Raw genomic sequence first — 23,244 nt, 5'->3', positions numbered from 1 at the left:
CCGAAACGGTGGCGGGTTCTTTTTCGCTTGCAGGGAGCCCCGAAGGCACATGCAGAACCGGATGGTCCTTGGCATCCTGAGCCTGTGCCTTGGCGTGCTGGTCTTCTCGCTGCAGGACCCGCTCGTCAAAGCCGTGTCGAGCGGCTATCCGGTGACCGAGGTGATGGCGATCCGCTCGATTGTCGCCTTGCCGATCCTGATTGTTCTCGTCCATGTCGATGTCGGCTTGCCAGCGATCCTGTCGAGCCGATTCGGCATGCTGACGATGCGCGCCTTCATCCAGTTCACCTCCTATACGGTGTACTATCTGGCTATCGCCGCCTTGCCGCTGGCCGACGCCGTGGCGCTCTATTTCATGGCGCCGCTGTTCATCATGGTGCTGGCCGGGCCTTATCTTGGCGAGCGCGTCCCCTGGCAGACGCTGGCGACCGTGCTGATCGGGCTGTTCGGCGTCCTCGTGATGCTGCGCCCGGGCGCCGGTCTGTTCGACTGGGCGGCGCTGCTGTCGCTGGGCTCGGCGGCGCTCTACGGCTTTTCGCAGCTGATGGCCCGCAAGATGGGCGATACCGAATCGTCCACCGTCATGGCCTTCTACCAGAACGGCGCCTATCTGGTCGGCGCCGCCGTGGTTGCCGGTACGTTTCACCTGGCCGGCATCACCCACGCCGTCCACCCAAGCCTCGAATTCCTGGTGCGGCCCTGGCGCTCGCCGACATTGCCTGATTTTCTCAAGATGGCGGCCTGCGGTTTCGTCGCCTCCGCCGGCATGGTCCTGCTGTCGCAGGCCTACCGGATGGCACCGGCCAACCGCGTTGCCACCTTCGAATACACCGGCATCCTGTGGTCGCCGCTGTGGGGTTTCCTGTTCTTCGCCGAGGTGCCACGGTCAACGACCGTGATCGGCGCGGCGCTCATCATCGGCGCCGGCCTGCTGGCGCTCAACTTCGAACGCCGCAAGAGTGCTCCGCCCGTGCTCGCTGCAGCCGATCCAGCCTGATCAGGCGAAGCAGATCAGCGCCCGTTCGACGCGGGAGCGGATTTCGGCCAGCGTAAAGGGCTTCTGTACGACATCGAGGATAACGCCGTTCAGCTCCTCGGCGCGCTCGCGCTGGTCGGCATAGCCCGTCATCAGCATGATCATCATCAAGGGGAAGAGCGCTGCCGCCGCAATCGCCATCTCGATGCCGTCCATCTCTGGCATGCGGATGTCGGAGACGACGAGATCATAACCGCCATTTGCGGCTCGGATCAGCGAAAGGCCTTGCGCGCCGTCCGCGGCGATATCGATTGTGTGTCCGGCGCGTTCAAGCGCGCGGGCGGCCAGGGTGCGGACGGACTCATCGTCCTCGACGATCAGAAGCTTTGCCATGGCGGCCATGTTTGGCTGCGAAAAGTTGACTTTTTCTGAAGGCGCAGGAGGCTAACAAGCCTTTTTGAACGTCGCTTACACGTCGCCTTTGACGACACCGACAAACGGCAATTCGCGAAAGGCATGCGCAACGTCCATGCCGTAGCCGACGACGAAATAGTCTGGACAGTCGAAGCCGACATAGTCGGCGTTGAGTGAGGTCTGGCGGCGCATGCGCTTGTCGAGCAGCACGGCGATGGCGCAGCTCTTGGCGCCACGCGACAGCATCAGGTCGCGGGTGAAGCTCAGCGTCTTGCCCGATTCGAGAATGTCGTCGATCAACAGCACGTCACGGCCGGCCACCTCATTGTCGATATCGCGCAGCACCCTCACCTCGCCGCTTGTGGTGCCGGCGCCGTAGCTGGAAATAAAGATGAATTCGACCTCCGGCGACAGCCCGACATCATGCATGGCGCGGATCAGGTCGGCGGCGAAGATGAACGAGCCCTTCAGCACCGAAATCACCAGCAAATCGTGATAATCGTGGCCGGCGATCTCCTTGGCGAGTTCAAGATTGCGCCGTGCGATCGCCGATGCCGAAAACAGGACCTCGATGTCCTTGCCGCGTACGTTTGGCATTGGTGGTCTTCCTCGGTGATCGCCTATTGGGCGAAAGTGACCAAAACGGTTCTTACGCCGTTCTTAGGCACGTCGAGCCGGCTGGCAAAGCCGAATCTTTCGCCCGACGCCAGCGAACGACCGGATGTCCCCAACGAATAGCGGGTCGTGCGCCCGTCATTGCCGGTCACCCGGATTTCGAGCGGCGGCAGCGGCGCCGGTTTCGCGCCGTCATTGGCGGCCTCGCCATCGACGAACAGCACGGGGTTCGGCCCGGAGGCGTCGACGCGTGACGTGACGCCTGAAATGCTCAGCGCCGACGCCTGCGCACTGGACAGGAACGGCGCCTGGCGCACCAGCGCATGCCCTCCGGAGACCCAGAAAGCGGCGAACGCGGCGCCAATGCCGGCGATCCAGAAGATCGGCCCGCCGCGCGAAGCCGGTGGCCGCTCCGCCGGGGCCTCGGGCTTGCGCAGCATGTCCATGCCCTCGATGGGCGGCGTGACGATCGCGCGTGGCAGCTGCGAAACGCTTTCCGCGGCGGGGACAAGGCGCGACATCACCACGTAGTCGGCATCGACGATGTCGGCCGCTGGAGCGCGCATGAACCGGTCCGTTGCGGCAATTGCCGCCGGATCGGTCATGATTTCGCCGGAAACCGGGCGCGCGGTTCTATCGTCAGCCATCATGGCCCCAGCATTGCAGCACGTGTTCGCTTTTCGTTTCTTTTGAGTAAACACAAATGGTTAACGCTTCCCCACCGGAGCCCGAGTGAAGAGCCGAAAAAGCCCAAGAATTAACCGCCGGTTAACCATGCCGGCCGATGGTCATTACCCAGAACAGGCTGGCTCGCTGCCGCCGCGAATTTCAGGTCGCCGAAATTGATTCGCTTCGAAAATGTCGGCCTCCGCTATGGCATGGGTCCGGAAATCCTCCGTGACATCTCCCTGCACATTCCGGAGCGCTCCTTCCAGTTCCTGAGCGGGCCTTCGGGTGCCGGCAAGACGACGTTGCTGCGCCTGCTGTTCATGTCGTTGAAGCCGACGCGCGGGCTGATCACCATTTTCGGCAAGGACCGCTCGCGCATCTCGCGCGCCGAACTGCCGCATCTGAGGCGTCGTATCGGTGTGGTGTTCCAGGACTTTCGCTTGCTCGACCATATGACCACCTACGAGAACGTGGCCTTGCCGCTGCGCGTGCGCGGACGCGAGGAGGCGAGCTACCGCACCGATGTCACCGAGCTGTTGAAATGGGTCGGCCTGGGCGAGCGCATGCATGTGCTGCCGCCAGTTCTGTCCGGCGGCGAGAAGCAGCGTGCGGCGATCGCCCGTGCGCTGATCGAGCAGCCGGAGATCCTGCTGGCCGACGAGCCGACCGGCAATGTCGATCCGCCGCTGGCGCGACGCCTGCTGCGGCTGTTCATCGAGCTCAACCGTCTCGGCACCGCCGTGGTGATCGCGACCCATGACCTTGGCCTGATGGAACAGGTCGACGCGCGCCGCATGATCCTGGCCGGCGGAAGGCTGGACATCTATGACTGAGCTGTCCGCCGAACATCTTGAACAGCAGGAGCAGGACGCCGAGGACGCCGAGGCGAGGCCGCGTGCCCAGCGCCGGATGGCGCCGATCGTGCCGGCGCAGAATATCGCCGGCCGGGCACTGGTGCTGGTCATTGCCATCATGACCTTCCTGTCCTGCCTGACCTTCGGCGCGGTGACGCTGGTGCGTGACACCGCCTCGGTCTGGGAGAACCAGATCTCGCGCGAGGCGACGATCCAGATCAAGCCTGTCGACGGCCTAGACATGGAGGCCGCCCTTGTGGAGGCCTCGCAAATGGCCAGCGAGTTTCCCGGCGTGAAGGCGACCCGGATCATCGATCGCGACGCGACCGCGAGGCTCCTGGAGCCGTGGCTGGGCTCCGGCCTCAACATCGACGAGCTGCCGGTGCCGCGCCTGATCATCGTCACCATCGACGAGAGCAGCCCGCCCGATTTCGCCGCCATGCGCGCCGCGATCACGCCGAAATTGCCAAGCGCATCGCTCGACGATCACCGCACCTGGGTCGACCGGCTGGTGGCCATGGCCCGCACCACGGTGACCATCGGCATCGCCGTGCTGGCGCTGATGCTGTCGGCGACCGTGCTGACCGTGGTGTTCGCGACGCGCGGCGCCATGGCGGGCAATGGCCACATCATCGAGGTTCTGCATTTTGTCGGCGCCGAGGCGAGCTTCATCGCGCGTGAATTCCGCCGGCATTTCCTGGTTACCGGCATGAAGGGTGCCGCCGCCGGCGGAGCCGCGGCTGTGCTCGTGTTCATCGTCTTTTCCTGGTGGTCGTCGCGCAACATGGCGACGCCGCAGGCCGACCAGGCGACCGCGCTGTTCGGCAATTTCGCCATCGGCTCGGCAGGCTATCTCGGCGTCTTTCTCATGGTGCTGGTGATCGGCGCACTGACGGCGGCAACCTCGCACGCCACCGTCGTCGCCTATCTCAGCGACATCGAGGTTCGCCAGCCGGATGCCGGCTAATTCACGTCACTTGGGAGCAGAAACCATTCCAGGACAATGACATCGATAGAAACAGGATGATCACGGATGGAGAATTGGCGTAACGCAAAGTGCGTCTTTCTACTACCCAAAGCCACATTTGGGGATTAACCATATGGCGATGGACGCGCGGCAAACGACCGGGACGGCTGGGCAGATGCCAGTGGTGGTTGCCCATTCGCGCGACCACGGCAAGGTCAGCCGCCTAAAAGCTGCTCTGCGCCTGTCCGCGCTTTCCCTGCTCATCCTCGCAACTCTGTTTGCCGGCGGCTTTGGCTGGTTCGCCAACAAGGTCAGCCACCTGACGACGCCCGCCAATCCGGCCAAGGCCGACGCGATCATCGTTTTGACCGGCGGCCAGTCCCGCCTTGACGCCGCCATGGATCTGCTGGCGTCGGGCAAGGGCGAGCGGCTGCTGATCAGCGGCGTGCATCCTTCCGCCAGCCGCCGCCAGCTGCAGGCGGCGATCGGTGGCGACAAGCGCTTGTTCTCCTGCTGCGTCGACATCGACCGCGCCGCGCTGGACACGATCGGCAATGCCGAGGAGAGTGCAAAATGGGTGGAGAGCCATGCCTATGGCACGGTGATCCTGGTCACCAACAACTATCATATGCCGCGCAGCCTGCTGGAAATGGGCCGGCTGCTGCATGGCGCCAAGCTCGAACCGTATCCGGTGGTCAACACCAACCTCGACAATGGCAGCTGGCTGACCAAGCCCCGCGCATTGCGCGTGCTGTTCACCGAATACAATAAGTATCTGCTGGCGCTGGCGCGCGGCATCGTGCCGATGAAGCCGACGCCGGACGGTATCGCGCTGGCCGAGACCGCGGCCGGCGGCTGAACCTCATTCCTCGGCTGTGGCACCTGCCCCGGCCGCAGCGCCTGAAATCCCCTTGAGACGCGCTATCTCCTGTTCGAGGCCCTCGATACGCTTGTCCCGTTCGCCAAGCGCCGCTGCCACGTCAGCCGCCTCGAACCGCTGCGGGATGTGTTGCGGGCAATTGGAGTCCCAGGCCGAGACCGTGAACAGGATGACCTGCTCGGGACGCGCCTTGTAGTCCTGCGGCATCAACCTCGCCATCAGCTCGGCATCGTTCTCGACGACGCGGGCCGTGCCCCAGATCTTGATGCGCTGCCGGTGGGCATAATCGATCAGGAACAGGAAGGCCTGCGGATTGTCGGCCAGGTTGCCCTGCGTGATGAACTGCCTGTTGCCGGCAAAATCCGCAAAGCCGATCGTGTGTTGATCCAGCACCTTGAGAAACCCGGCGGGTCCACCGCGATGCTGGATGTAGGGCTGGCCATCGCCATTGGCCGTCGACAGGAAGACGCTGGTCTGCATCTCGATGAAGGCGGCAAGGTCGGGCGTGATATCGGCCTGCCAGCCGCCACGCTCCTCGACGCGGGCATAGGACTGGCGTGAGCCCTTGCGGGCCTGGATCGCCTTGACGGTCCGCGTGAAGGCGACGTCGCTGGTGAAAGCATGAGCATTCATGAAAGCCTCCTTGCCCGGGCGACCCTAGAGCCCAAGCTCCGATAATGACGGGTGGTCGTCCGGGCGCCGGCCGAGCGGCCAGTGATATTTGCGATCGGCCGCGCCGATCGGCAGGTCGTTGATGCTGGCGATGCGCAGGCGCATCAGCCCGTGTTCGTCGAATTCCCAGTTCTCGTTGCCGTAGCTGCGGAACCATGAGCCGCTGTCGTCGTGCCATTCATAGGCGAAGCGCACGGCGATGCGGTTGCCGTGGAAGGCCCAGACCTCCTTGATCAGCCGGTAGTCGAGTTCGCGGCTCCATTTGCGCGTCAGGAACGCCTGGATGGCATCGCGGCCTTGCAGGAATTCGGCGCGATTGCGCCAGCGGCTATCCGTCGTGTAGGCAAGCGCCACTCGGGCCGGATCGCGTGAATTCCAGGCATCCTCGGCCATGCGCGCCTTCTGCGCGGCGGTCTCGGCTGTGAACGGCGGCAGCGGCGGCCGGCTTTCGGACATGATGACTCCTTGCTCGTTGAGGCCATGCTATAGGCAGGCCAGCAATGGGATATAAAGCCTTCCATCCTTCAAATGCAGATGACATATTCGCAATCCGTCCTTCCATTTTCTGGAAGAAGCTATGGATCGTCTCGAAGCCATGTCGCTCTTTGTCGCTGCGGTGGAGGCCGGCAGCCTTTCCGCCGCGGCCCGCCGTTTCGGCGTTCCGCTGGCGACGGTCAGCCGCAAGGTTTCCGATCTCGAACGACATCTGAACACACGCCTGTTGAACCGCTCGACGCGCCGGCTGACGCCGACCGACGCCGGCCAGGCCTATCTTGCCGCCTGCCGCCGCATCCTCGACGATGTCGGTGAGGCCGAACGCACGGCGGCCGGCGAATACAGCGCTCCGACCGGCGAACTGGCCATCACCGCGCCGGTCGTCTTTGGCCGCCTGCACGTGCTGCCGGTCGTCACCGGTTTTCTCGCGGCCTATCCCGACGTGAACATTCGCCTGACGCTAGCCGACCGTATAACCCAGCTGGTTGAGGACCATTTCGATCTCGCCATTCGCATCGGCCAGTTGCCTGATTCGAGCCTGGTCGCCATTGCTGTCGGCTCGATCCGCCGCGTCGCTTGTGCGAGCCCGGCCTATCTGGCCGAGCATGGCACGCCGATGACCCCACAGGATCTGGAAACACACAGTTGCATCACCCTCGAGGGACTTGCTTCCGCCGCCACCTGGAGCTTCGCCCAGGGCAGGACGGAAGTCCCGGTTCAGGTCCGCTCGCGGCTTCAGGTCAACACCGCCGAGGCGGCCATCGACGCCGCGATTGCCGGCATCGGGGTGACAAAAGTGCTTTCCTACCAGATCGAAGCCGCACTGCGGTCAGGCGCGCTGCGCATCCTGCTGCAGGAGTTCGAGCCTGAACCATGGCCGGTAAGCCTGGTACATGCCGGCCACGGCCTGCTGCCGGTCAAGCTGCGCGCCTTTCTCGATTTCGCTGCCCCGCGTCTGAAGGAGCGGCTGGCGCGATTGACGTAGCTGAAACGGGCCGCCCGACCATCGTTCTCCTTCGCTCGTCAGAGCGGCTCGCGGCCATTTCCTTTTTCGCCGCGCTTGGTGTAACCAACGCACACCTCTCACCGGGCCTCCCTCCATGCTGTATGTCCGATCGCTGGCGTTCAATTTCGTCTTCTACGTCAATCTGATCGTCCAGATGATCCTCTGGACCCCCTATTATTTCCTGTCGCCCCGGCACCGCGCCTGGTTCGTGCCGAAATTCTGGTCACGCACGTGCATGTGGCTCTATGACAAGATTGCCGGGACCAAGAGCGACATCACCGGCCTGGAAAACCTGCCCGAGGGTTCCTTCATCCTGGCGCCCAAGCATCAATCGTTCTGGGACGCGATCGCCTTCTTCCCGTTCCTCCAGGATCCGCTCTACATCCTCAAGCGCGAACTGACCTGGATCCCGTTCTTCGGCTGGTACATCATGAAGATGCGCATGATCCCGGTCGACCGCGGCAGCCGCTCGAAAGCGTTGAAGGCGGTGGTCGCCGCCACCAGGCAGGAAATGGCGCGCAACCCACGCCAGCTGATCATCTATCCCGAGGGGACGCGCCGCGCGCCGGGCGACGAGCCGGCCTACAAATATGGCATCGTCGAAATCTATTCGCAGCTTGGCGTTCCGGTGGTGCCGGTCGCCCATGTCGCCGGTCTCTACTGGCCGCGCCGCAAATTCCTGCGCTTCCCCGGCACGATCAAGGCGCGGTTCCTGCCGCCGATTCCGCCGGGCTTGGGCAAGGACGAATTCATGGCCCGGCTGATCGGTGAAACCGAGGCTGCCTGTGACCAGCTTCTCATCGAGGCATCCCGCACGCCCAACCCGCCGGCATTGCCGTCAACCGCGGTGAAGCGGTTGCGGGAACTCGGCGCGAAAGTCTGAAAAGCTCCGAGCCGACACTCAGCCGAACACGGCCAGCGCGGTGGTCAACACCAGCGTCGTGGCAAAGATCAGATTGATGATCCGCGAAGCGGCCGGCCTGCGGAGGAAGCGGGCGAAAGACGCCCCTGCAACGAGCCACAAAGCGTGGATGGCAACGATCATCAGCGCGAGGACGGTCAGCTTGAGCCATATGCCGATATCGCCGGCGCCTTGGCTCGACGACGCGCCGGCGAACACGGCGGCGATCGCCACATAGGCTTTTGGGTTGGCGACAGCCAGCAGAAACCCGGCCAGCCATGTTGGGCGCGAAGCCTCGGCCGCGCGCGCTACCAATGGTGGAGCCGTGGCGATCTTGAACGCGAGATAGAGGATATAGGCGCCGGACGCGAAAGCCAGCAGCGGCCCCAGCTTCGGCATCGACGTGAGCACCGCCATGACCCCGGTAGCTACCACCAGCAGCACTGCAATCGTGCCCAGGACGATCCCCCAGGCGTACCGCAATGAATCACGCAAGCCGAAGGCAGCGCCGACGGCGGTGACGCTTATCGTTGCCGGCCCTGGGCTGCCCATGACGACGGTGGCGGCAAGCACCAGCGCGACCAACTGGCGCCAAAGATCCGGTTGCGAAAGAAGCGGCTCAGTCATCTCACCCTCTGCCTTGCCCCGTGCGAAGGACGTATGGCAAGACAGGTGCGTGGTCTTGGACGTTCGTGCGTGCGGCGCCGCCGGAAGTTTCAGCCGCTTGCCTTGTCGAGCTCGGCCATGTCGTCGGCGGTCAATTTCAGCGACGCGGCCTTGATCAGGCTCTCCATCTGCTCAGGCCTGGTGGCGCTGGCGATCGGCGCGGTGACGCCTGGCCGTGCGATAACCCAGGAAAGCGCCACTTCCGCCTGCTTGGCCGAATGCCTGGCCGACACCGCATCGAGTGCCGCGAGAATGCGCGTGCCGCGCGCGTTGAGGTAGTCTTTCACCCCGCCGCCACGCGGGCTTTGGCCAAGATCGGCCTCACTGCGGTATTTGCCGCTGAGGAAGCCCTTGGCCAGGCTGAAATAGGTGATGACGCCGATGTCCTCGGCCACGCACAGATCGCGCAACGGCCCGTCGAAGGAGGAGCGATCGTAGAGATTGTATTCCGGCTGCAGCACCTCGTAGCGCGGCAGGCTGCGCAGGCTCGCCACATCGAGTGCCGCGCGTAACTGGCCGGCGTCGAGGTTCGAGCAGCCGGCATAGCGGATCTTGCCCTTGGCGAGCAGCCTCTCGTAGGCGCCAAGGGTTTCCTCATAGGGTGTGGTCGGATCCGGCCAGTGCGACAGATAGAGGTCGATGACGTCCGTCTGCAGCCGCTTCAGCGACGCGTCGACGGCCTTTTCGATATAGGCCGCGGACAAGTCCTTGTGGCCCTGCCCCATATCCGAGCCAACCTTGGTGACCACCACGACGTGATCGCGATTGCCACGGTCCTTCATCCACTTGCCGATGATGGTTTCCGATTCGCCGCCCTTGTGGCCTGGCACCCAGCGCGAATAGGCGTCCGCCGTGTCGATGGCGTTGAGACCGGCCCCGACGAAGCGGTCTAGCAGATCGAACGAGGTTTTCTCGTCGGCGGTCCAGCCAAAGACATTGCCGCCCAGAACCAGCGGCGCGATGGAAAGGTCGGTGCGACCAAGGCGGCGTTTCTGCAAGGCGTATCTCCGGGATGATTGGGGGCCAGTGAATGCAGCCCTGGCTGAGGTTCGGGACCTAACCTAGGTCTTCCCTTATCGAGGTCAAAGGCCTGGCGGCCTTTTCCGCAGAGCCAGCGCTTCACAAAGGTGCTACCCGGCGCGCGACATCCTCCAGCCAGTGGTCGCTTATGCCCAGCGCCTCAAGGTGTTCCAGCGTGCTGATCACATAGTCCTCATTGTTGCCGGACTGGCCGACCGCGCCGCGCACCACGGCCGCTGCATGCGCCGCGTCGAGCGCGCCGGCATATTGCTCATGCTGGCGGTCGACGATGTAGGCTACGGCTTCGACCGTCCGGCCGCCGTCAAGGCGAATCTTGAGCGTCCGTTCGAGATAGACGTTGGTGACCAGCTCGCGCTCGCGCAGATAGGCGATGACCTCGTCGCGCAATTCGCCGGGCACGCGGAACGCCAAACCGACGCAGGAGCCACCACGGTCGAGACCGAGCACCAGCCCCGGCCGCTGACGCGTGCCGCGATGCACGAAGGAATAGACGCACAGCGAGCGCCGGTAGCCGTGCAGGCGGGCGCGCTGCGTTTCGACATGCGCGAAACCCGGCCGCCAGATCAGCGACCCATAGCCAAACACCCAAAAATCGCCCATATCGCCGCGCCTGATTGTAAAAGAATGGCAGCACCACACCGGAATCGGTGTTTTTTCCGTCCGCCTCTGTCTACCTGTTGTTGTCGGAATCGCGAGTCCGCCTACAACACCCATGCGTTAACGAGAGCCAAAGCATGACGTCAAGTGACGAACGCCAACCGAAGCGCCGACGCCTCCTGTTCTGGCTTGCCGCGTTCATTGTCGTGCTGTTCGCCATTTACAGCGCTGGCTGGTTCTACCTGGCTGACCGGGTCCGAAGTGAAGCCGACAAGGCGGTTGCCTCGCTCAACAAGAGTGGCGTCGAGGCCGGCTGTGCCAATCTCCAGGTCAGCGGCTATCCGCTGAGCTTTGCCGTCTCCTGCGACAATCTCGCTTATGAGGACGATGCCAGGAACATCGCCGCCTCGGCCGGCAGCTTCAATGCCGTCGCCCAGATCATCCAGCCGCTGTCGCCGGTGGCCGATCTGCGCGGTCCGCTCAGGACCTCCGTTCCAGGCATGATGCCGCTGTGGATCGACTGGGACAATTTGCAAGCCAACGTCAAACTGTCATGGCCGCTGCCACGGCGGATTTCGCTGCAGGCCGAGGGCCTGTCCGGCCAGACCGATCCCGCTGATGACACCGATCCGGTCGAACTGTTCAGTGCCGGCAAGGCGGACAGCCAATTGCAGCCGAAAGGTGGGGATATCAACTATCTCGGTAATTTCAGCGATCTCGAGATCGATGCCGAGGCGATCGGCGGACGGGTGCTGCCGGCGCTCGATGCCAGCGGCGACGTGACGCTGAAGAATGGCGTCGAGCTGATCGGCAGGCAAGTGAAGAGCCTGCGCGGCCAGGCGATCGAGATCCACAACCTCGACCTGTCGTCAGGCACGGCGCGCGTCACCGTTTCCGGACCGCTGTCGGTCGATGCCGATGGTCTCATCGACGCCGACCTGACGATCACGCTGAAGGATCCGAAGGCCGTGGCGGCGATCCTCGGCGGTGCCATCCCCGAGCAAAAAACGCAGATCGAGCAGGGCTTTGCTGGCCTGGCGCTGCTCGGCAACCAGCCGTCGATGCCGCTCAAGGTGGTCAAGGGCAAGGCCTCGCTCGGCTTCATTCCGCTGGGCAAGATCAAGCCGGTGGAATAGCGCATCGATGGCAAAACCCGTGAGACTGCTGAGTGTCGGCGCGCTGACGCTGGATACGATCTTGCGTGTCGAGACGCTGCCCGGCCACCAAGGCAAGTTCATCGCCTCCGACGGCGTCCAGATCGCTTCGGGCATGGCGACGAGCGCGGCCTGCGCTGCACATCGCCTGGGCGCCGATGTTTCGTTGTGGGCGAGCACGGGCGACGATTCAGTCGGCGATCAGCTGATCGCCGGGATCCAAGCAGAAGGCGTCGATTGCAGCTTCGTGCGCCGCGTCAGTGGCGCCCGCTCGGCGCTGGCCTCGATCCTGGTCGACGCGCATGGCGAGCGCATCATCGTGCCGTTCTACGACAGCCAGGCCCAGGCCGATCCCGAGGCTCTGCCGCTCGCAGACCTCTCGGCATTCGATGCCGTGCTGGCCGATGTCCGCTGGCCCGGTGCCGCAGCGCTTGCCCTGGAGGCGGCGCACGCCATCGGCCGGCCGGCGATCCTTGATGCCGATACCGCGTCGAGGGACGTGCTGGAACTGCTGCTGCCCCTGGCATCCCATATCGTGGCTTCCGAGCCGGCGGCGCGCGTACTGTGCGGCGCGGAACTGGATTCGCGCCAGGCCTGTGAGGCACTCGCCCGGCGCGGCGATGCGTTTGTCGCGGTTACCGGCGGCGCGGCTGGCACCTGGTGGTTCGATCGCGCGACGGGATCATCGCGACATGTCGCGGCGCCGAAAATCAATGCGGTCGACACGCTGGCCGCCGGCGATGTCTTTCACGGCGCCTTCGCCGTCGGACTGGCGGAAGCCATGCCGGTCGAGCAGGCCTTACGCTTTGCCAGTGCGGCCGCCGCGCTCAAATGCCTGCGCTTCGGCGGCCGGCTAGGCGCGCCGGACCGGGCCGAGACGCTGGCGATGATGAAAAGCCACTGGCCAGCAGGCTGAAGAAGCGACCTACGCCTTCGCCGGGTGCTCGACCGCCTGACGGCCGAAATCGGGGACGTCGATGTCCTGGCCGGCCTCGATGATCGAGCGGCGCACCGCACGGGTGCGGGTGAACAGATCGAACAGCTTTTCGCCGTCGCCCCAGCGGATCGCCCGCTGCAGCGACGCCAGATCTTCCGAGAACCGTGCCAGCATTTCGAGGATGGCGTCCTTGTTGTGCAGGCAGACGTCGCGCCACATGGTCGGATCCGAGGCGGCGAGACGGGTGAAATCGCGAAAACCTGAAGCCGAATATTTGATCACTTCGGATTTGGTCACCGACTGCAGATCGTCGGCGGTGCCGACGATGTTGTAGGCGATGATATGCGGCAGGTGCGAGACGATGGCCAGCGTCATGTCGTGATGCTGCGGGTCCATCGTGTCGATGTTGGCGCCGCAACGGCGCCAGAATTCCGACAGCCTCTCCAGTGCATCCGGGTCGGTGTCGGGCAGCGGGGTGAAGATGCACCAGCGATTGTCGAACAGGTCGGCGAAACCGGCATCTGGGCCGGATTTTTCCGTGCCCGCCAGTGGGTGGCCGGGAATGAAATGCACGCCATCGGGCACATAGGGCTGCATCTGCGCAATCACCGATGCCTTGGTCGAGCCGACATCGGTGAGGATCGCACCCTGCTTCAGCGCCGGCGCGATTTCCTCGGCCACAGCGCCGGACGAGCCGACCGGCACCGAGACGATGACCAGATCAGCATCGCGGACCGCTTCCTTCGCATCGCTGGAGTAGGAGGAGCCGAGCCCAAGCTCTTGCGCCCGCGCCAATGTCGCGGCACTGCGGGTCGAGATGGCGACGTGACGGGCGAGGCCCTCGCGACGGATGACGCGGGCCAGTGACGAGCCGATCAGGCCGATGCCGACCAGCGCGATCTTTTCAAACATCGGTGATGTCATGGTGTTCTAGCTTTTCAGGAATGTCGTGAGAGCGGCGACCACGCCGCGATTGGCCTCTTCGGTGCCGACGGTCATGCGCAGCGCGTTGGGAAAGCCGTAGCCGGAAACGCGCCGCAGAATATAGCCGCGCGCCGTCAGATAATCGTCCGCCGCGGCGGCCGAATGGTTCTGGTCGTCGGGAAAATGGATCAGGATGAAATTGCCGACGCTTGGCGTCACCCGCAGCCCAAGCTTGCCGAACTCCTCGCTCAACCATGTAAGCCACGTTTCGTTGTGCATCACGCTGCGTTGGACGTGGTCGCGGTCACGGATCGCGGCGATGCCGGCCTCGATCGCCGTCGCATTGACGTTGAAGGGGCCACGCACACGGTTGATGGCATCGACGATGTGCATCGGTGCGTACATCCAGCCGATCCGAGCCCCGCCGAGGCCGATCTTGGAGAAGGTGCGGGTCATCACCACGTTCTCGGCCCCGCCGACCAGTTCGATGCCGGCTTCATAGTCGTTGCGGCGAACATATTCGGCGTAAGCCGCGTCGAGCACCAGAAGCACATTTCCGGGCAAGCCGGCATGCAGGCGGCGCACTTCCTGGAACGGCACATAGGTGCCGGTCGGGTTGTTGGGATTGGCAAGGAATACGATTTTCGTGCGCGGCGTGACGGCGGCCAGCATCGCATCGATGTCGGCACGCTCATCGGTCTCCTTGACCGCGACCGGAGTTGCGCCGGCCGACTGGATGTAGATTTTGTAGACCATGAAGGCGTGTTCGGTGAAAATCGCCTCGTCGCCGGGAGCGAGATAGGTTTGCGCCAGAAGGCCGAGAATTTCGTCGGAGCCGTTGGAACAGATGATGTTCTGCGCGTTGAGACCATGCACCTCGGCGATCGCCTCACGCAGCCGCCTGGCGGTGCCATCGGGATAGACGTCGAGCTTCGCAGCAATCTCCCGCGCGGCCTCGATCGCCTTCGGCGACGGACCCAGCGGATTCTCGTTCGACGACAGCTTGTAGACCTTGGCGACGCCGGCGGGCGCGGTGCTCTTGCCCGGCACATAGGCGTCGATGTCCATGATGCCCGCGCGCGGGGTTGGACGTGCCTTGTCCGGTGTCTGGCTCATGTCGCAAAATCCGTCGAGAACGCTTCCGTCTGGAAGCCGCAGCGGAAATACAAGCCACGGCCCGCAATGTCGAGAGGTGGCAACCTCCGGACCGCGGCTGGCCGTTGACGCGGGCGCGCCACAGTCCTAGAAGAGGTACGAAATTCCGTGGTGATTTGGCCGGTCGGCTTGCAGCCACGTTAAACAACTTGCTAAAGGGCCGTTTGCATCCTGTAACCGGCTTTGCGACTGCAATGCCGGTTTTTTGTTGTCCGCGCCGGCCGGACACCGCATCGGCCTCGAATTTCGAAAGCACCGTGCGGATTCAAAGTGTGAGATGGATGCAATGGCCGCTCTGCGCGCTGGAAAAACCAACAACGAGGCTGACCAGCCGTCGAGCCCGGTGCTGCGCTTTGGGCCCGACAAGCCGCTAAAGCTCGATGCCGGCACCCTGCTGTCGCCGTTCCAGATCGCCTACCAGACCTACGGCACGCTGAACGACGCCCGTTCCAACGCCATCCTCGTCTGCCATGCGCTGACGGGCGACCAGCATGTCGGCAGCACCAATCCGGTGACCGGCAAGCCGGGCTGGTGGGAAGTGCTGATCGGCCCCGGCAAGATCATCGATACCAACCGTTTCTTCGTCATCTGCTCCAACGTCATCGGCGGTTGTCTGGGCTCCACCGGCCCGGCCTCGACCAATCCCGCCACCGGCAAGCCCTATGGGCTCGACCTGCCGATCATCACCATTCGAGACATGGTGCGCGCCCAGCAGATGCTGATCGACCATTTCGGCATCGAAAAACTGTTTTGCGTCCTCGGTGGCTCGATGGGCGGCATGCAGGTACTGGAATGGGCGTCGAGCTATCCGGAGCGCGTCTTCTCGGCGCTGCCGATCGCCACCGGCGCGCGCCATTCCTCGCAGAACATCGCCTTCCATGAGGTCGGCCGGCAGGCCGTGATGGCGGATCCGGACTGGCATGGCGGCAAATATTTCGAGCACGGCAAGCGCCCGGAAAAGGGCTTGGCGGTGGCGCGCATGGCCGCCCATATCACCTATCTGTCGGAAGCTGCCCTGCATCGGAAGTTCGGCCGCAATCTGCAGGATCGCGAGGCGCTCACCTTCGGCTTCGACGCCGACTTCCAGATCGAGAGCTATCTGCGCCACCAGGGCATGACCTTCGTCGATCGCTTCGATGCCAATTCCTATCTCTACATGACGCGGTCGATGGATTATTTCGACCTCGCCGCCGACCATGGCGGCCGGCTGGCGGATGCGTTCGCCGGCACGAAAACCCGCTTCTGCCTGGTGTCCTTCACCTCGGATTGGCTGTTCCCGACCGAAGAGAGCCGCTCGATCGTTCATGCGCTCAACGCCGCCGGCGCGTCGGTATCCTTTGTCGAGATCGAGACCGATCGCGGCCACGACGCCTTCCTGCTCGACGAGCCGGAACTGTTTGCCGCCATCAATGGCTTCATCGGCTCCGCGGCACGGGCGCGAGGACTCGCATCATGAACGTCACCCGCAACCAGCGCGTCGACCTCGAAGTCGTCGCTAACCTCATTCCGCCACAGTCGCGCGTGCTCGACGTCGGTTCAGGCGATGGCTCGCTGCTCGAATTGCTGCAGGACACCAAGCAGGTCGACGGCCGCGGCCTTGAACTCTCGCAGCGTGGCGTCAACGAATGCGTGGCGCGCGGCTTGAGCGTCATCCAGGGCGATGCCGACAAGGATCTCGAGTTCTATCCCGACAAGGGCTTTGACTTCGTCGTCCTGTCGCAGACCCTGCAGGCCACCCGCAACCCGAAGCTGGTTCTCAAGGAACTGCTCAGGATCGGCAATCGCGCCATCGTGTCCTTCCCCAATTTCGGCCATTGGCGGGTCCGCATGTCGCTGTTCCTCAATGGCCGCATGCCGGTGACCACGGACCTGCCCTATTCCTGGTACGACACGCCCAACATCCATTTCTGCACCATCCGCGACTTCGTCAATCTGTGCGACGAGCTTGGCGCTACCGTGGAAAAAGCAACCGCGCTCGACGCCAATGGCCAGAAGATCGGCCTGTCGATGCCATGGTGGTTCTGGAACTTCTTCGGCCAGCAGGCGGTGTTCTTGCTGAAACGGTAATCCCGCCGCACCATTGTCGACTTCACGCCTGGTCAAGGACATCCGTGGCCTTATGCGGATGCTCAACGCCATCAACGAAGATCACGTCGGCTTCCGAGTTGTCGGTCCGCAACGTCAGTATCGCCTGATAGGCGGCCGAGTTGTACCATCCGCGCACGTGTTGCCTGTCGGGAAATTCGATGATGATCAGGTGGCCCTGCCAATCGTTTTCGATGACCTCGACCTCGCCGCCATGGACCAGAAAACGACCGCCGAAAGGGGCCAGCGTGGCATCGATCTTCTGCAGATATTCGACGATCTGCGGACCCATCCGGGCTTGGCGCATATGGGCAACGGCGTAAGCAGTCATGACAGTACTCCCTCTGGAACCGAAGCCGAGCAGCCGGCCTCGCGACGGCAATCTGCCCAAACACCTGCCGCGATGCGATTACGTCTGACGTAGTGGAATGCATCCAGATTATAGACGCGTCATTCATCGCAAGGGCGATTCGCAAGCATAGGGCGCGGCAATGGTGTTGCAGTTGAAGCGCTAGATAGTGGAATTCGTCGTTTCACGCGCATTGAGCAGCATCCCGGTGGGGTGACAGGTACGTCTGTTTTTTGTAGCGTCGTGGCCAATACGGGGGATATGGAAGGCCGATCCATTTGACCGTCCTGAAGATCGAAAGACCTGGCAGGAAGCGTATTTTTTACGCTGGAAATGGCTGACGCAGTATGACCCGGAAGACAGAGCACGCTCCTCTCATCACGGTCATCACGCCGACTCACAACAGGCGCGAGGCGGTATTGCGCGCCGTGGAAAGTGTAATTTCCCAGAGCATGCCGAGGTTCGAGCATATTGTCGTCGACGATGGCTCGACGGACGGAACCGCGGCGGCACTGGCCAGCATTCGTGATCCGCGACTGATCTATGTCGGCGCGAAATGGCGAGGCGCCAATGCCGCCCGCAATGCAGGCATCGAGCGCGCGCAGGCACCCGTCGTGACGTTCCTCGATTCCGACGACGTCTATCTGCCGCACAGGCTCGAACGGACCCTGACCTGGTTCGATGCCAATCCGGCGCTCGAAGTGCTGATCAGCTCTTATGTCTCCCTGAAGGGCGGACGCGCCACCGATTGCATCAATCGCGATGCATTCCTAAACTCTGCCACGCTGGAACGAACGCTGGTCGCGGAGACAATCTTGATCGCGGGATCGGCGATAACAGCCCGCCGCGAGGCGTTGCTGGCCATCGGCGGCTATGACAGCGACATCGCCAGGATGCAGGATCGGGAATTGCTGCTGCGGCTTGCCCGGCGCTTTGGCGCGCAATTGTCTCAGGACATCGACTGGACGAAGCACAATTCGGAGAATTCGATTTCGCGACGTCGCGACGGCTATGTCGAAGCCTATGCGAATCTGATGCGCAAACACCCGAATATTGCCCGCTCCTACCCGCATATCCCGCCCTACATGATCACGCGGCAGATCATTTCCGATATTCTGAAGTGCCGGATTCCGGAAGCCTTCTCGGGCTACATGGCCAACCGCTCGTCGAAAGATCTCGGCTACTCGCTGCCCGAACTGATCAATGGCTATGTCTATGGCCGGCGCTGGCGTCGCGACCTTCACCACGAGTTTCGGCAGAAGTTCGACGCCCGTCCGGCCTGACTGCTGTCACTACGACGAAGCTATCGGTCGAGCTCCGGAAAATACGGGTCCGAATAAAACCGTCTGTCCCGCTCGCCTTTCAAGCAGTCGACAGGCGCAGCAGTGTCGACGGGGATGTCCCTCGTCCCATCTTGAATGCCGCTCACTTCGAGGACCAGCTTGCGCCGGATGGCCGTAGAAAATTCGGCGGCAGCGTAAATCGGCAGCACAAAGGAACCAGGCCCTCCGGTCACGCACTGCGCATAGTACTGGTCGAGATGGCTGAAGGTTGGTGACGGATTGATCAGAATCGGCAGGCCGTTGATGACGATGCCTTTGGCAGTTGCCGCATCGCGCGTCGCGGTGACCGGCGGCCCGATATTGTTGGGACCATCGCCTGATATATCGATGACGCTGCGTTCGCCCTCGAAAGAAGTGCGATCGAAAATCTCGGTGCCGAAAGCCAGTGCAGTGGAAATCGAAGTGCCGCGGAAGCTGCGGAACGGCCGGGCCGCGACCTTGTCGGCAAAGCTGTTGGCGCTCTCGGCGCTGTCGATGATTTGCCAGTCGATGATCGCATCGTCGCGCACCGTGCCGGCCCATTCGAAATAGGCGAGCGCGATGCGGCCCGTCTTGCCGGCGCGGACAGCCTGGATGAAATCGGGATGCCGCAGCGCCTCGACATAACCGGCGCGCTGCAGGGCAAACTCCTTCTCGTCCATCGACAGCGAAATGTCGACCGCCAGCACCAGCTCGACATCGACCGCCAGCGCATCCGGCGGCGGGGCGGTCGGAGTAGCCTGGGCACAGGCAAGACAGGCAAGCAGGCGTAAAGCATCAAGCATGGCCGACGCCAGAGTTGTTTCTTCGCGAAATCTTCCTTCGCGATCGCGGCAAAATAAAGCTTGGAGCCCGTAACCGGGGAAAACAGCCTATTTCTTGCGGCGGGCGGCCGCCGGCGGCGGGTCGATCGCACCGGCCCTGACGCGGACAGGTTTCAGCGCCTGCGCACCGGTATCCTTGACGATCGTCAACGCGCGGGGAAAGAACTGATTGTTGTGCAGCCCGCGTCCGATGTTGAGGATCGCCGTCTCGGGCAAGCGCTTATCCAATGTCGAAAGCACGCGCCGCAGCGAGGGCCCGTCGAACGCGTCCAGGGCTTCGTCGATGATCACCCATTTCGGCTGCCGCAAGGCGAGCCTGGCGAAGGCCAGCGAACGCTGTTCGTCATCGCCCAGCTCATGCTCCCAGCGCGCGCTGCGGTCGAGTGAGGATGACAGCCGTCCAAGCCCGACTTCGGCAAGCACCGCCGAAATGTCGGCGTCGCTCGCCGGCGCAGGTCCGTTCGGGTGATCGAGGACCTCGCGCAGCGTACCGGTCGGGAAATACGGCACGCGCGGCACGAATATGGGGTTTTCTCCCGCAGGCAGGCCGATCCGCCCACTCCCCCATGGCCACAGGCCGGCAATGGCGCGGAAGAACAACGTCTTGCCGGCGCCGGGGTCGCCGGTGATCATGACGCGCTCGCCGGGACGGATTTCGACATGCTCGTCGGCAAGCTTGGTGCAGCCGTCCCGCGAGGCCACTTCGAGCTTCTCGAAAGTCAGGCTGCCATTGGCGTTCTCGCCGAAGGCAATGCGCCTTTCCTTGTCGTGCAGCACATCGGTCTCATTGAGCGCGATGCGGAAGTCGGCGACGCGCATCAACGTGGCGCGCCAGTCGGCGATGCTGCCGATATTGTTGATGAACCAGCGCAACGAAGAGTGAACCTGGTTGAAGGCGCCGACCGCCATCATCAGCCCGCCAAAGCTGATATCGCCGGAGAAATAGACCGGCGAGGCGACCAGGATGGGTGCCACGACGGTGATCCAGCCATAGGTGTCGGTCACCCAGGACAGGTTGATCTGGGCGGTGTAGATGCGGCGCATGGCGCCCAGGACCGTACCGAGGTCGAGTCCGAGCCGTCGCCTGGCGTCGGCCTCGCCATGGTACAGCGCGATGGCATCGACATTCTCGTTGACGCGCACCATCGACGAGCGAAGCTCGGCTTCGCGTGTGTAGCGGTCGCTGTTGAGGCGGATCAGCGGTCGCCCGACCAGCCAGCTCAGCCAGGAGGCGGTGCCGGCATAGAGGATGGCGGCCCAGACCATGTAGCCCGGTATGGCCAGCGCGGTGCCGCCAACATGAAACACGAAGCCCGAGGACAGTTCCCACAACACGCCGACGAAGGATACGAGCAGGATACACGACTGCAGCAAGCCGACGCCGAGGTCGGTCGACAGGTCCGACAGATGCGCGGCGTCCTGCTGCATGCGCTGGTCGGGATTGACGCCGATGGCGCCGGCATTGGCCAGACGGAAGGCCCGCGCCGGCCGCATCCACTGGTCGATCAGATCCAGCGTCAGCGCCTCGCGCAGCTTCAGCCTGATCATCTGGTTGAGCCAGGTCTGGCCGATGTTGAGCACCAGAAGTCCGCCGGCGATTGCCGCAAAGACGAGAAGCTGGTGCAGGAAGGCCGCCATGTCGCGGCGCGCAAGCGCATCGTAGAAAGGCTGGTTCCAGCGGTTGAGCAGGACCTGGCCGATCGACGTTGCGATGATGACGGCCATGATGCCGACCGATGTCCAGAGCAACCAGCCGCGAACCGGCGATCCCGTCAGCGCTTGCCTGATCGTCGCCACCTGATCGCCCAGGCTGCTGGCTTCGACCGCCACGGCAGCCGGCTGAACGGTGGCTGCATTGTCCAGTTGATCAGCCATGGCTGAGGTCCTTGCGTTCAGTGCTGAAACCGGATGGAGAGACTTGATCGCATCCGTCGTTCAGATGGGCTGCGAGCCCCCTTGCGACAGATAGGGTGGGACAAGGCCCCTGGCGTTCTTGTCGCGATCACGAAGCCGTCACCCCCGCAGCCGATGGCTTGGCATCCCCGGCCTCCTTCTGACGGCCGAGCCGCGTGGCGCCATGCGGCGACAGCACCGGCACGAAGACGCGACGCGAGGCGCGCTGGGCGACCGGAACGCCTTGATAGAGCCGCTTCTGCGCCTCGACGACGATGACGCCGGAAAAGATCGGCCACAGCCGCCGGCCGGCGCGTTCCAGCACGTTCTGGAAGCGCATCATGAAGCGACGCCGCGATGGCGGGAAGAACAGCGCATCGGACCAGGCGGCCGGCGTGAAATTCGTCTCGCGCAGCAGTTCGGTAAGCTGGCCGCGCGAGAAAGGCCGGCCATTGCCGAACGGCGTGTGCTCGAAGCGCGCCCAGACGCCGCGCCGGTTGGGCACGACGATGACGACGCGGCCAGCCGGCGACAGCACCCGCCAGATCTCGTTCAGCGTTTCGCGCGGATTTTCGACATGTTCGAGCGAATGGACGAGCAGCATGCGGTCGATGCAGGAATCGACCAGCGGCAGCTCCTCGTCGAAGACCAATGCCGTCGCCGTCGGCCCCGTCGCCGGCCACACCACGGCGCCTTGCGTTGCCGGCATGAAGGCGAAGACCCGCTCGGCATCGGCGCCGAAGCGCTCCAGCCACGGCAAGGTGTAGCCGAGGCCGACCAGCCGTTCATTGGGCACGGCTGCCCAGATCGACGACAGCGCCATGGTGATCGAGCGCTCGGCGAACCGGCCGAGCGTTGTCGAATAGAAGGAGCGAAGATCGACGATGTCGGAATGCATGCGAGGGATGTAGCCGTGATATCGGCGGGTTTCAACAAAAGGCCTCGACGAGGTCGACATTCCCGAGTGACACTTGTCATCTCCCTGGGATGTCATTCGACATTCCGGGATGACATCGGCGCCTTGGCGCCCTATGTCTGCGGCGACAATGGAGAGATGCGATGCCGGTCGAAATCGAACAGTTCATGTGCCGCAGCGACAATTTCGGCGTGCTGGTGCATGACCCCAAAAGCGGCCAGACCGCGATCATCGATGCACCCGAGGAAGCGCCGATCCTGGCCGCGCTCAAGCGCACCGGCTGGACGCCGACGATGATCCTGACCACGCATCACCATGTCGATCATGTCGAGGCCAATCTGGCGCTGAAGGAGCGCTTCAAGCTGCGCATCATCGGCCCGGAAGCGGAAAAGGCGAAGATTCCCGGCATCGACGAAACCGTCGAAGAAGGTTCCGTCGTTCATCTCGGCGATGAACGGATCGAGGTGATCGCCACGCCTGGCCACACCGCCGGCCACGTCTCCTATCACTTGCCGGCATCGAAGGTGGCGTTCACCGCCGACACGTTGTTTGCGCTGGGTTGCGGGCGGCTGTTCGAATGCAAGCCGCCGGTGATGTACGAGTCGCTGAAAAAGCTTGCAGCGCTGCCCGCCGCGACCGTCATCTATTGCGGCCATGAATACACGCTCTCCAACGCGCGTTTCGCGCTGACCGTCGACCCGACCAATTCGGCCTTGAAGGAGCGTGCCGCCAAGATCGAGGCGTTGCGGGCCGAAAACAAGCCGACGCTGCCGACGACGATCGGCGAGGAACTGTCGACCAATCCGTTCCTGCGCTGGCACGACCCAGCGATCCGCAAGCATCTTGGGCAGGAGAAAGCTTCGGACGCCGAGGTGTTCGCAGAAATCCGCAAGCGCAAGGATAATTTCTAAACAAAGACAGGATGGTCTGGA

At 63.4% G+C, this 23,244-nt stretch carries 26 protein-coding genes and 1 riboswitch; of the genes, 12 read left to right on the top strand and 14 right to left on the bottom strand.

Annotation, left to right across the window (positions count from 1 at the left end):
• Nucleotides 1-49 precede the first annotated feature (49 nt).
• Complete coding sequence (locus tag AC1D08_RS17855; protein ID WP_477228398.1) at nucleotides 50-997, top strand: DMT family transporter; 948 nt, start codon at nucleotides 50-52, stop codon at nucleotides 995-997.
• Here the strand turns inward: AC1D08_RS17855 and AC1D08_RS17850 are convergent, their stop codons facing one another.
• The 3 genes from AC1D08_RS17850 to AC1D08_RS17840 form a co-directional block, all read right to left on the bottom strand.
• On the bottom strand, nucleotides 998-1,369 hold the full coding sequence (locus AC1D08_RS17850; protein WP_457152228.1) for a response regulator: 372 nt from the start codon (nucleotides 1,367-1,369) through the stop codon (nucleotides 998-1,000).
• 75 nt (nucleotides 1,370-1,444) lie between these two features.
• Complete coding sequence (gene hpt / locus AC1D08_RS17845) at nucleotides 1,445-1,987, bottom strand: hypoxanthine phosphoribosyltransferase (RefSeq protein ID WP_477228397.1); 543 nt, start codon at nucleotides 1,985-1,987, stop codon at nucleotides 1,445-1,447.
• 23 nt (nucleotides 1,988-2,010) lie between these two features.
• Nucleotides 2,011-2,655 carry a hypothetical protein gene (locus tag AC1D08_RS17840; RefSeq protein WP_457152219.1) on the bottom strand — a complete coding sequence of 215 codons (645 nt, stop codon included), beginning with the start codon at nucleotides 2,653-2,655 and terminating at the stop codon, nucleotides 2,011-2,013.
• Between the two features lie 192 nt (nucleotides 2,656-2,847).
• On the opposite strand from AC1D08_RS17840, the gene ftsE reads away from it, so the two are divergent.
• The 3 genes from ftsE to AC1D08_RS17825 all read left to right on the top strand — a co-directional run bounded on the left by ftsE (nucleotide 2,848) and on the right by AC1D08_RS17825 (nucleotide 5,354).
• Complete coding sequence (gene ftsE, locus AC1D08_RS17835; protein WP_027023302.1) at nucleotides 2,848-3,507, top strand: cell division ATP-binding protein FtsE; 660 nt, start codon at nucleotides 2,848-2,850, stop codon at nucleotides 3,505-3,507.
• The gene (locus AC1D08_RS17830; RefSeq protein WP_457152220.1) at nucleotides 3,500-4,495 is read left to right on the top strand and encodes a cell division protein FtsX; all 996 of its coding nucleotides are present in this window, start codon (nucleotides 3,500-3,502) and stop codon (nucleotides 4,493-4,495) included. Before ftsE ends, AC1D08_RS17830 begins: the two co-directional genes overlap by 8 nt.
• Nucleotides 4,496-4,628: 133 nt before the next feature.
• Complete coding sequence (locus AC1D08_RS17825; protein ID WP_457152221.1) at nucleotides 4,629-5,354, top strand: YdcF family protein; 726 nt, start codon at nucleotides 4,629-4,631, stop codon at nucleotides 5,352-5,354.
• 3 nt (nucleotides 5,355-5,357) lie between these two features.
• Here the strand turns inward: AC1D08_RS17825 and AC1D08_RS17820 are convergent, their stop codons facing one another.
• Nucleotides 5,358-6,008 (bottom strand): pyridoxamine 5'-phosphate oxidase family protein, encoded by a 651-nt coding sequence (locus tag AC1D08_RS17820; protein ID WP_457152222.1) that lies wholly within the window; start codon nucleotides 6,006-6,008, stop codon nucleotides 5,358-5,360.
• Between the two features lie 24 nt (nucleotides 6,009-6,032).
• The gene (locus AC1D08_RS17815; RefSeq protein WP_111544521.1) at nucleotides 6,033-6,503 is read right to left on the bottom strand and encodes a nuclear transport factor 2 family protein; all 471 of its coding nucleotides are present in this window, start codon (nucleotides 6,501-6,503) and stop codon (nucleotides 6,033-6,035) included.
• A gap of 121 nt (nucleotides 6,504-6,624) precedes the next feature.
• On the opposite strand from AC1D08_RS17815, the gene AC1D08_RS17810 reads away from it, so the two are divergent.
• Both AC1D08_RS17810 and AC1D08_RS17805 read left to right on the top strand, forming a co-directional pair.
• Nucleotides 6,625-7,527, top strand: coding sequence for a LysR family transcriptional regulator (locus AC1D08_RS17810; protein WP_457152223.1), 903 nt, complete (start codon nucleotides 6,625-6,627; stop codon nucleotides 7,525-7,527).
• Between the two features lie 115 nt (nucleotides 7,528-7,642).
• Entirely contained in the window at nucleotides 7,643-8,431 is a 789-nt protein-coding gene (locus AC1D08_RS17805) for a lysophospholipid acyltransferase family protein (protein WP_457152224.1), read from the top strand.
• A gap of 18 nt (nucleotides 8,432-8,449) precedes the next feature.
• Here AC1D08_RS17805 and AC1D08_RS17800 read toward each other — a convergent pair whose 3' ends face one another.
• From AC1D08_RS17800 to AC1D08_RS17790, 3 genes are all read right to left on the bottom strand, one after another.
• On the bottom strand, nucleotides 8,450-9,076 hold the full coding sequence (locus tag AC1D08_RS17800; RefSeq protein ID WP_457152225.1) for a LysE family translocator: 627 nt from the start codon (nucleotides 9,074-9,076) through the stop codon (nucleotides 8,450-8,452).
• Nucleotides 9,077-9,165: 89 nt separating this feature from the next.
• Nucleotides 9,166-10,113 (bottom strand): aldo/keto reductase, encoded by a 948-nt coding sequence (locus tag AC1D08_RS17795; protein ID WP_457152226.1) that lies wholly within the window; start codon nucleotides 10,111-10,113, stop codon nucleotides 9,166-9,168.
• A gap of 121 nt (nucleotides 10,114-10,234) precedes the next feature.
• Nucleotides 10,235-10,756, bottom strand: a complete 522-nt coding sequence (locus AC1D08_RS17790; RefSeq protein ID WP_457152227.1) for a gamma-glutamylcyclotransferase — start codon at nucleotides 10,754-10,756, stop codon at nucleotides 10,235-10,237.
• Nucleotides 10,757-10,890: 134 nt separating this feature from the next.
• Between AC1D08_RS17790 and AC1D08_RS17785 the strand changes: the two genes are divergently transcribed.
• Nucleotides 10,891-11,889: a DUF2125 domain-containing protein gene (locus tag AC1D08_RS17785; RefSeq protein ID WP_477423663.1), complete on the top strand. Its 999-nt coding sequence runs from the start codon at nucleotides 10,891-10,893 to the stop codon at nucleotides 11,887-11,889.
• Between the two features lie 7 nt (nucleotides 11,890-11,896).
• Nucleotides 11,897-12,823, top strand: a complete 927-nt coding sequence (locus tag AC1D08_RS17780) for a sugar kinase (protein WP_457153182.1) — start codon at nucleotides 11,897-11,899, stop codon at nucleotides 12,821-12,823.
• A gap of 9 nt (nucleotides 12,824-12,832) precedes the next feature.
• Here AC1D08_RS17780 and AC1D08_RS17775 read toward each other — a convergent pair whose 3' ends face one another.
• Nucleotides 12,833-13,768, bottom strand: coding sequence for a prephenate/arogenate dehydrogenase family protein (locus AC1D08_RS17775; RefSeq protein WP_457153181.1), 936 nt, complete (start codon nucleotides 13,766-13,768; stop codon nucleotides 12,833-12,835).
• 6 nt (nucleotides 13,769-13,774) lie between these two features.
• Nucleotides 13,775-14,884, bottom strand: coding sequence for a histidinol-phosphate transaminase (gene hisC, locus AC1D08_RS17770; RefSeq protein ID WP_457153180.1), 1,110 nt, complete (start codon nucleotides 14,882-14,884; stop codon nucleotides 13,775-13,777).
• Nucleotides 14,885-15,021: 137 nt separating this feature from the next.
• Nucleotides 15,022-15,099: riboswitch (SAM riboswitch) on the top strand.
• Between the two features lie 110 nt (nucleotides 15,100-15,209).
• Between hisC and metX the strand changes: the two genes are divergently transcribed.
• On the top strand, nucleotides 15,210-16,379 hold the full coding sequence (metX, locus tag AC1D08_RS17765) for a homoserine O-acetyltransferase MetX (RefSeq protein ID WP_457153179.1): 1,170 nt from the start codon (nucleotides 15,210-15,212) through the stop codon (nucleotides 16,377-16,379).
• On the top strand, nucleotides 16,376-16,990 hold the full coding sequence (metW, locus tag AC1D08_RS17760; protein WP_095084894.1) for a methionine biosynthesis protein MetW: 615 nt from the start codon (nucleotides 16,376-16,378) through the stop codon (nucleotides 16,988-16,990). Before metX ends, metW begins: the two co-directional genes overlap by 4 nt.
• A gap of 22 nt (nucleotides 16,991-17,012) precedes the next feature.
• On the opposite strand, the gene AC1D08_RS17755 is transcribed toward metW, so the two are convergent.
• Complete coding sequence (locus AC1D08_RS17755; RefSeq protein ID WP_457153178.1) at nucleotides 17,013-17,339, bottom strand: DUF1330 domain-containing protein; 327 nt, start codon at nucleotides 17,337-17,339, stop codon at nucleotides 17,013-17,015.
• A gap of 365 nt (nucleotides 17,340-17,704) precedes the next feature.
• On the opposite strand from AC1D08_RS17755, the gene AC1D08_RS17750 reads away from it, so the two are divergent.
• On the top strand, nucleotides 17,705-18,640 hold the full coding sequence (locus AC1D08_RS17750; protein ID WP_457153177.1) for a glycosyltransferase family 2 protein: 936 nt from the start codon (nucleotides 17,705-17,707) through the stop codon (nucleotides 18,638-18,640).
• A gap of 20 nt (nucleotides 18,641-18,660) precedes the next feature.
• Here AC1D08_RS17750 and AC1D08_RS17745 read toward each other — a convergent pair whose 3' ends face one another.
• From AC1D08_RS17745 to AC1D08_RS17735, 3 genes are all read right to left on the bottom strand, one after another.
• Nucleotides 18,661-19,464, bottom strand: coding sequence for a DUF1194 domain-containing protein (locus AC1D08_RS17745; protein WP_477423661.1), 804 nt, complete (start codon nucleotides 19,462-19,464; stop codon nucleotides 18,661-18,663).
• Between the two features lie 87 nt (nucleotides 19,465-19,551).
• Nucleotides 19,552-21,378 (bottom strand): ABC transporter ATP-binding protein/permease, encoded by a 1,827-nt coding sequence (locus AC1D08_RS17740; protein WP_457152068.1) that lies wholly within the window; start codon nucleotides 21,376-21,378, stop codon nucleotides 19,552-19,554.
• 127 nt (nucleotides 21,379-21,505) lie between these two features.
• Complete coding sequence (locus tag AC1D08_RS17735; RefSeq protein WP_457152069.1) at nucleotides 21,506-22,294, bottom strand: class I SAM-dependent methyltransferase; 789 nt, start codon at nucleotides 22,292-22,294, stop codon at nucleotides 21,506-21,508.
• 161 nt (nucleotides 22,295-22,455) lie between these two features.
• Between AC1D08_RS17735 and gloB the strand changes: the two genes are divergently transcribed.
• On the top strand, nucleotides 22,456-23,223 hold the full coding sequence (gene gloB / locus AC1D08_RS17730) for a hydroxyacylglutathione hydrolase (RefSeq protein WP_457152070.1): 768 nt from the start codon (nucleotides 22,456-22,458) through the stop codon (nucleotides 23,221-23,223).
• Nucleotides 23,224-23,244: the final 21 nt, after the last annotated feature.

Source organism: Mesorhizobium sp. P2_E6 (assembly GCF_056403835.1).
The sequence above is the reverse complement of the archived record's forward strand: the minus strand, read 5'-3'. Positions and strand labels throughout refer to the sequence as shown.

What these genes read in the sequence shown, in the direction of transcription:
- metX (WP_457153179.1), top strand. Translation starts at nt 15,210, where the DNA reads ATGGCCGCTCTGCGCGCTGGAAAAACCAACAACGAGGCTGACCAGCCG.
- AC1D08_RS17755 (WP_457153178.1), bottom strand. Translation starts at nt 17,339, where the DNA reads ATGACTGCTTACGCCGTTGCCCATATGCGCCAAGCCCGGATGGGTCCG.
- AC1D08_RS17735 (WP_457152069.1), bottom strand. Translation starts at nt 22,294, where the DNA reads ATGCATTCCGACATCGTCGATCTTCGCTCCTTCTATTCGACAACGCTC.
- gloB (WP_457152070.1), top strand. Translation starts at nt 22,456, where the DNA reads ATGCCGGTCGAAATCGAACAGTTCATGTGCCGCAGCGACAATTTCGGC.
- hisC (WP_457153180.1), bottom strand. Translation starts at nt 14,884, where the DNA reads ATGAGCCAGACACCGGACAAGGCACGTCCAACCCCGCGCGCGGGCATC.
- AC1D08_RS17815 (WP_111544521.1), bottom strand. Translation starts at nt 6,503, where the DNA reads ATGTCCGAAAGCCGGCCGCCGCTGCCGCCGTTCACAGCCGAGACCGCC.
- AC1D08_RS17780 (WP_457153182.1), top strand. Translation starts at nt 11,897, where the DNA reads ATGGCAAAACCCGTGAGACTGCTGAGTGTCGGCGCGCTGACGCTGGAT.
- metW (WP_095084894.1), top strand. Translation starts at nt 16,376, where the DNA reads ATGAACGTCACCCGCAACCAGCGCGTCGACCTCGAAGTCGTCGCTAAC.
- AC1D08_RS17830 (WP_457152220.1), top strand. Translation starts at nt 3,500, where the DNA reads ATGACTGAGCTGTCCGCCGAACATCTTGAACAGCAGGAGCAGGACGCC.
- AC1D08_RS17750 (WP_457153177.1), top strand. Translation starts at nt 17,705, where the DNA reads ATGACCCGGAAGACAGAGCACGCTCCTCTCATCACGGTCATCACGCCG.
- AC1D08_RS17855 (WP_477228398.1), top strand. Translation starts at nt 50, where the DNA reads ATGCAGAACCGGATGGTCCTTGGCATCCTGAGCCTGTGCCTTGGCGTG.
- AC1D08_RS17820 (WP_457152222.1), bottom strand. Translation starts at nt 6,008, where the DNA reads ATGAATGCTCATGCTTTCACCAGCGACGTCGCCTTCACGCGGACCGTC.
- hpt (WP_477228397.1), bottom strand. Translation starts at nt 1,987, where the DNA reads ATGCCAAACGTACGCGGCAAGGACATCGAGGTCCTGTTTTCGGCATCG.
- AC1D08_RS17745 (WP_477423661.1), bottom strand. Translation starts at nt 19,464, where the DNA reads ATGCTTGATGCTTTACGCCTGCTTGCCTGTCTTGCCTGTGCCCAGGCT.
- AC1D08_RS17790 (WP_457152227.1), bottom strand. Translation starts at nt 10,756, where the DNA reads ATGGGCGATTTTTGGGTGTTTGGCTATGGGTCGCTGATCTGGCGGCCG.
- AC1D08_RS17825 (WP_457152221.1), top strand. Translation starts at nt 4,629, where the DNA reads ATGGCGATGGACGCGCGGCAAACGACCGGGACGGCTGGGCAGATGCCA.
- AC1D08_RS17840 (WP_457152219.1), bottom strand. Translation starts at nt 2,655, where the DNA reads ATGATGGCTGACGATAGAACCGCGCGCCCGGTTTCCGGCGAAATCATG.
- AC1D08_RS17785 (WP_477423663.1), top strand. Translation starts at nt 10,891, where the DNA reads ATGACGTCAAGTGACGAACGCCAACCGAAGCGCCGACGCCTCCTGTTC.
- AC1D08_RS17800 (WP_457152225.1), bottom strand. Translation starts at nt 9,076, where the DNA reads ATGACTGAGCCGCTTCTTTCGCAACCGGATCTTTGGCGCCAGTTGGTC.
- AC1D08_RS17805 (WP_457152224.1), top strand. Translation starts at nt 7,643, where the DNA reads ATGCTGTATGTCCGATCGCTGGCGTTCAATTTCGTCTTCTACGTCAAT.
- AC1D08_RS17850 (WP_457152228.1), bottom strand. Translation starts at nt 1,369, where the DNA reads ATGGCAAAGCTTCTGATCGTCGAGGACGATGAGTCCGTCCGCACCCTG.
- AC1D08_RS17775 (WP_457153181.1), bottom strand. Translation starts at nt 13,768, where the DNA reads ATGACATCACCGATGTTTGAAAAGATCGCGCTGGTCGGCATCGGCCTG.
- AC1D08_RS17740 (WP_457152068.1), bottom strand. Translation starts at nt 21,378, where the DNA reads ATGGCTGATCAACTGGACAATGCAGCCACCGTTCAGCCGGCTGCCGTG.
- AC1D08_RS17810 (WP_457152223.1), top strand. Translation starts at nt 6,625, where the DNA reads ATGGATCGTCTCGAAGCCATGTCGCTCTTTGTCGCTGCGGTGGAGGCC.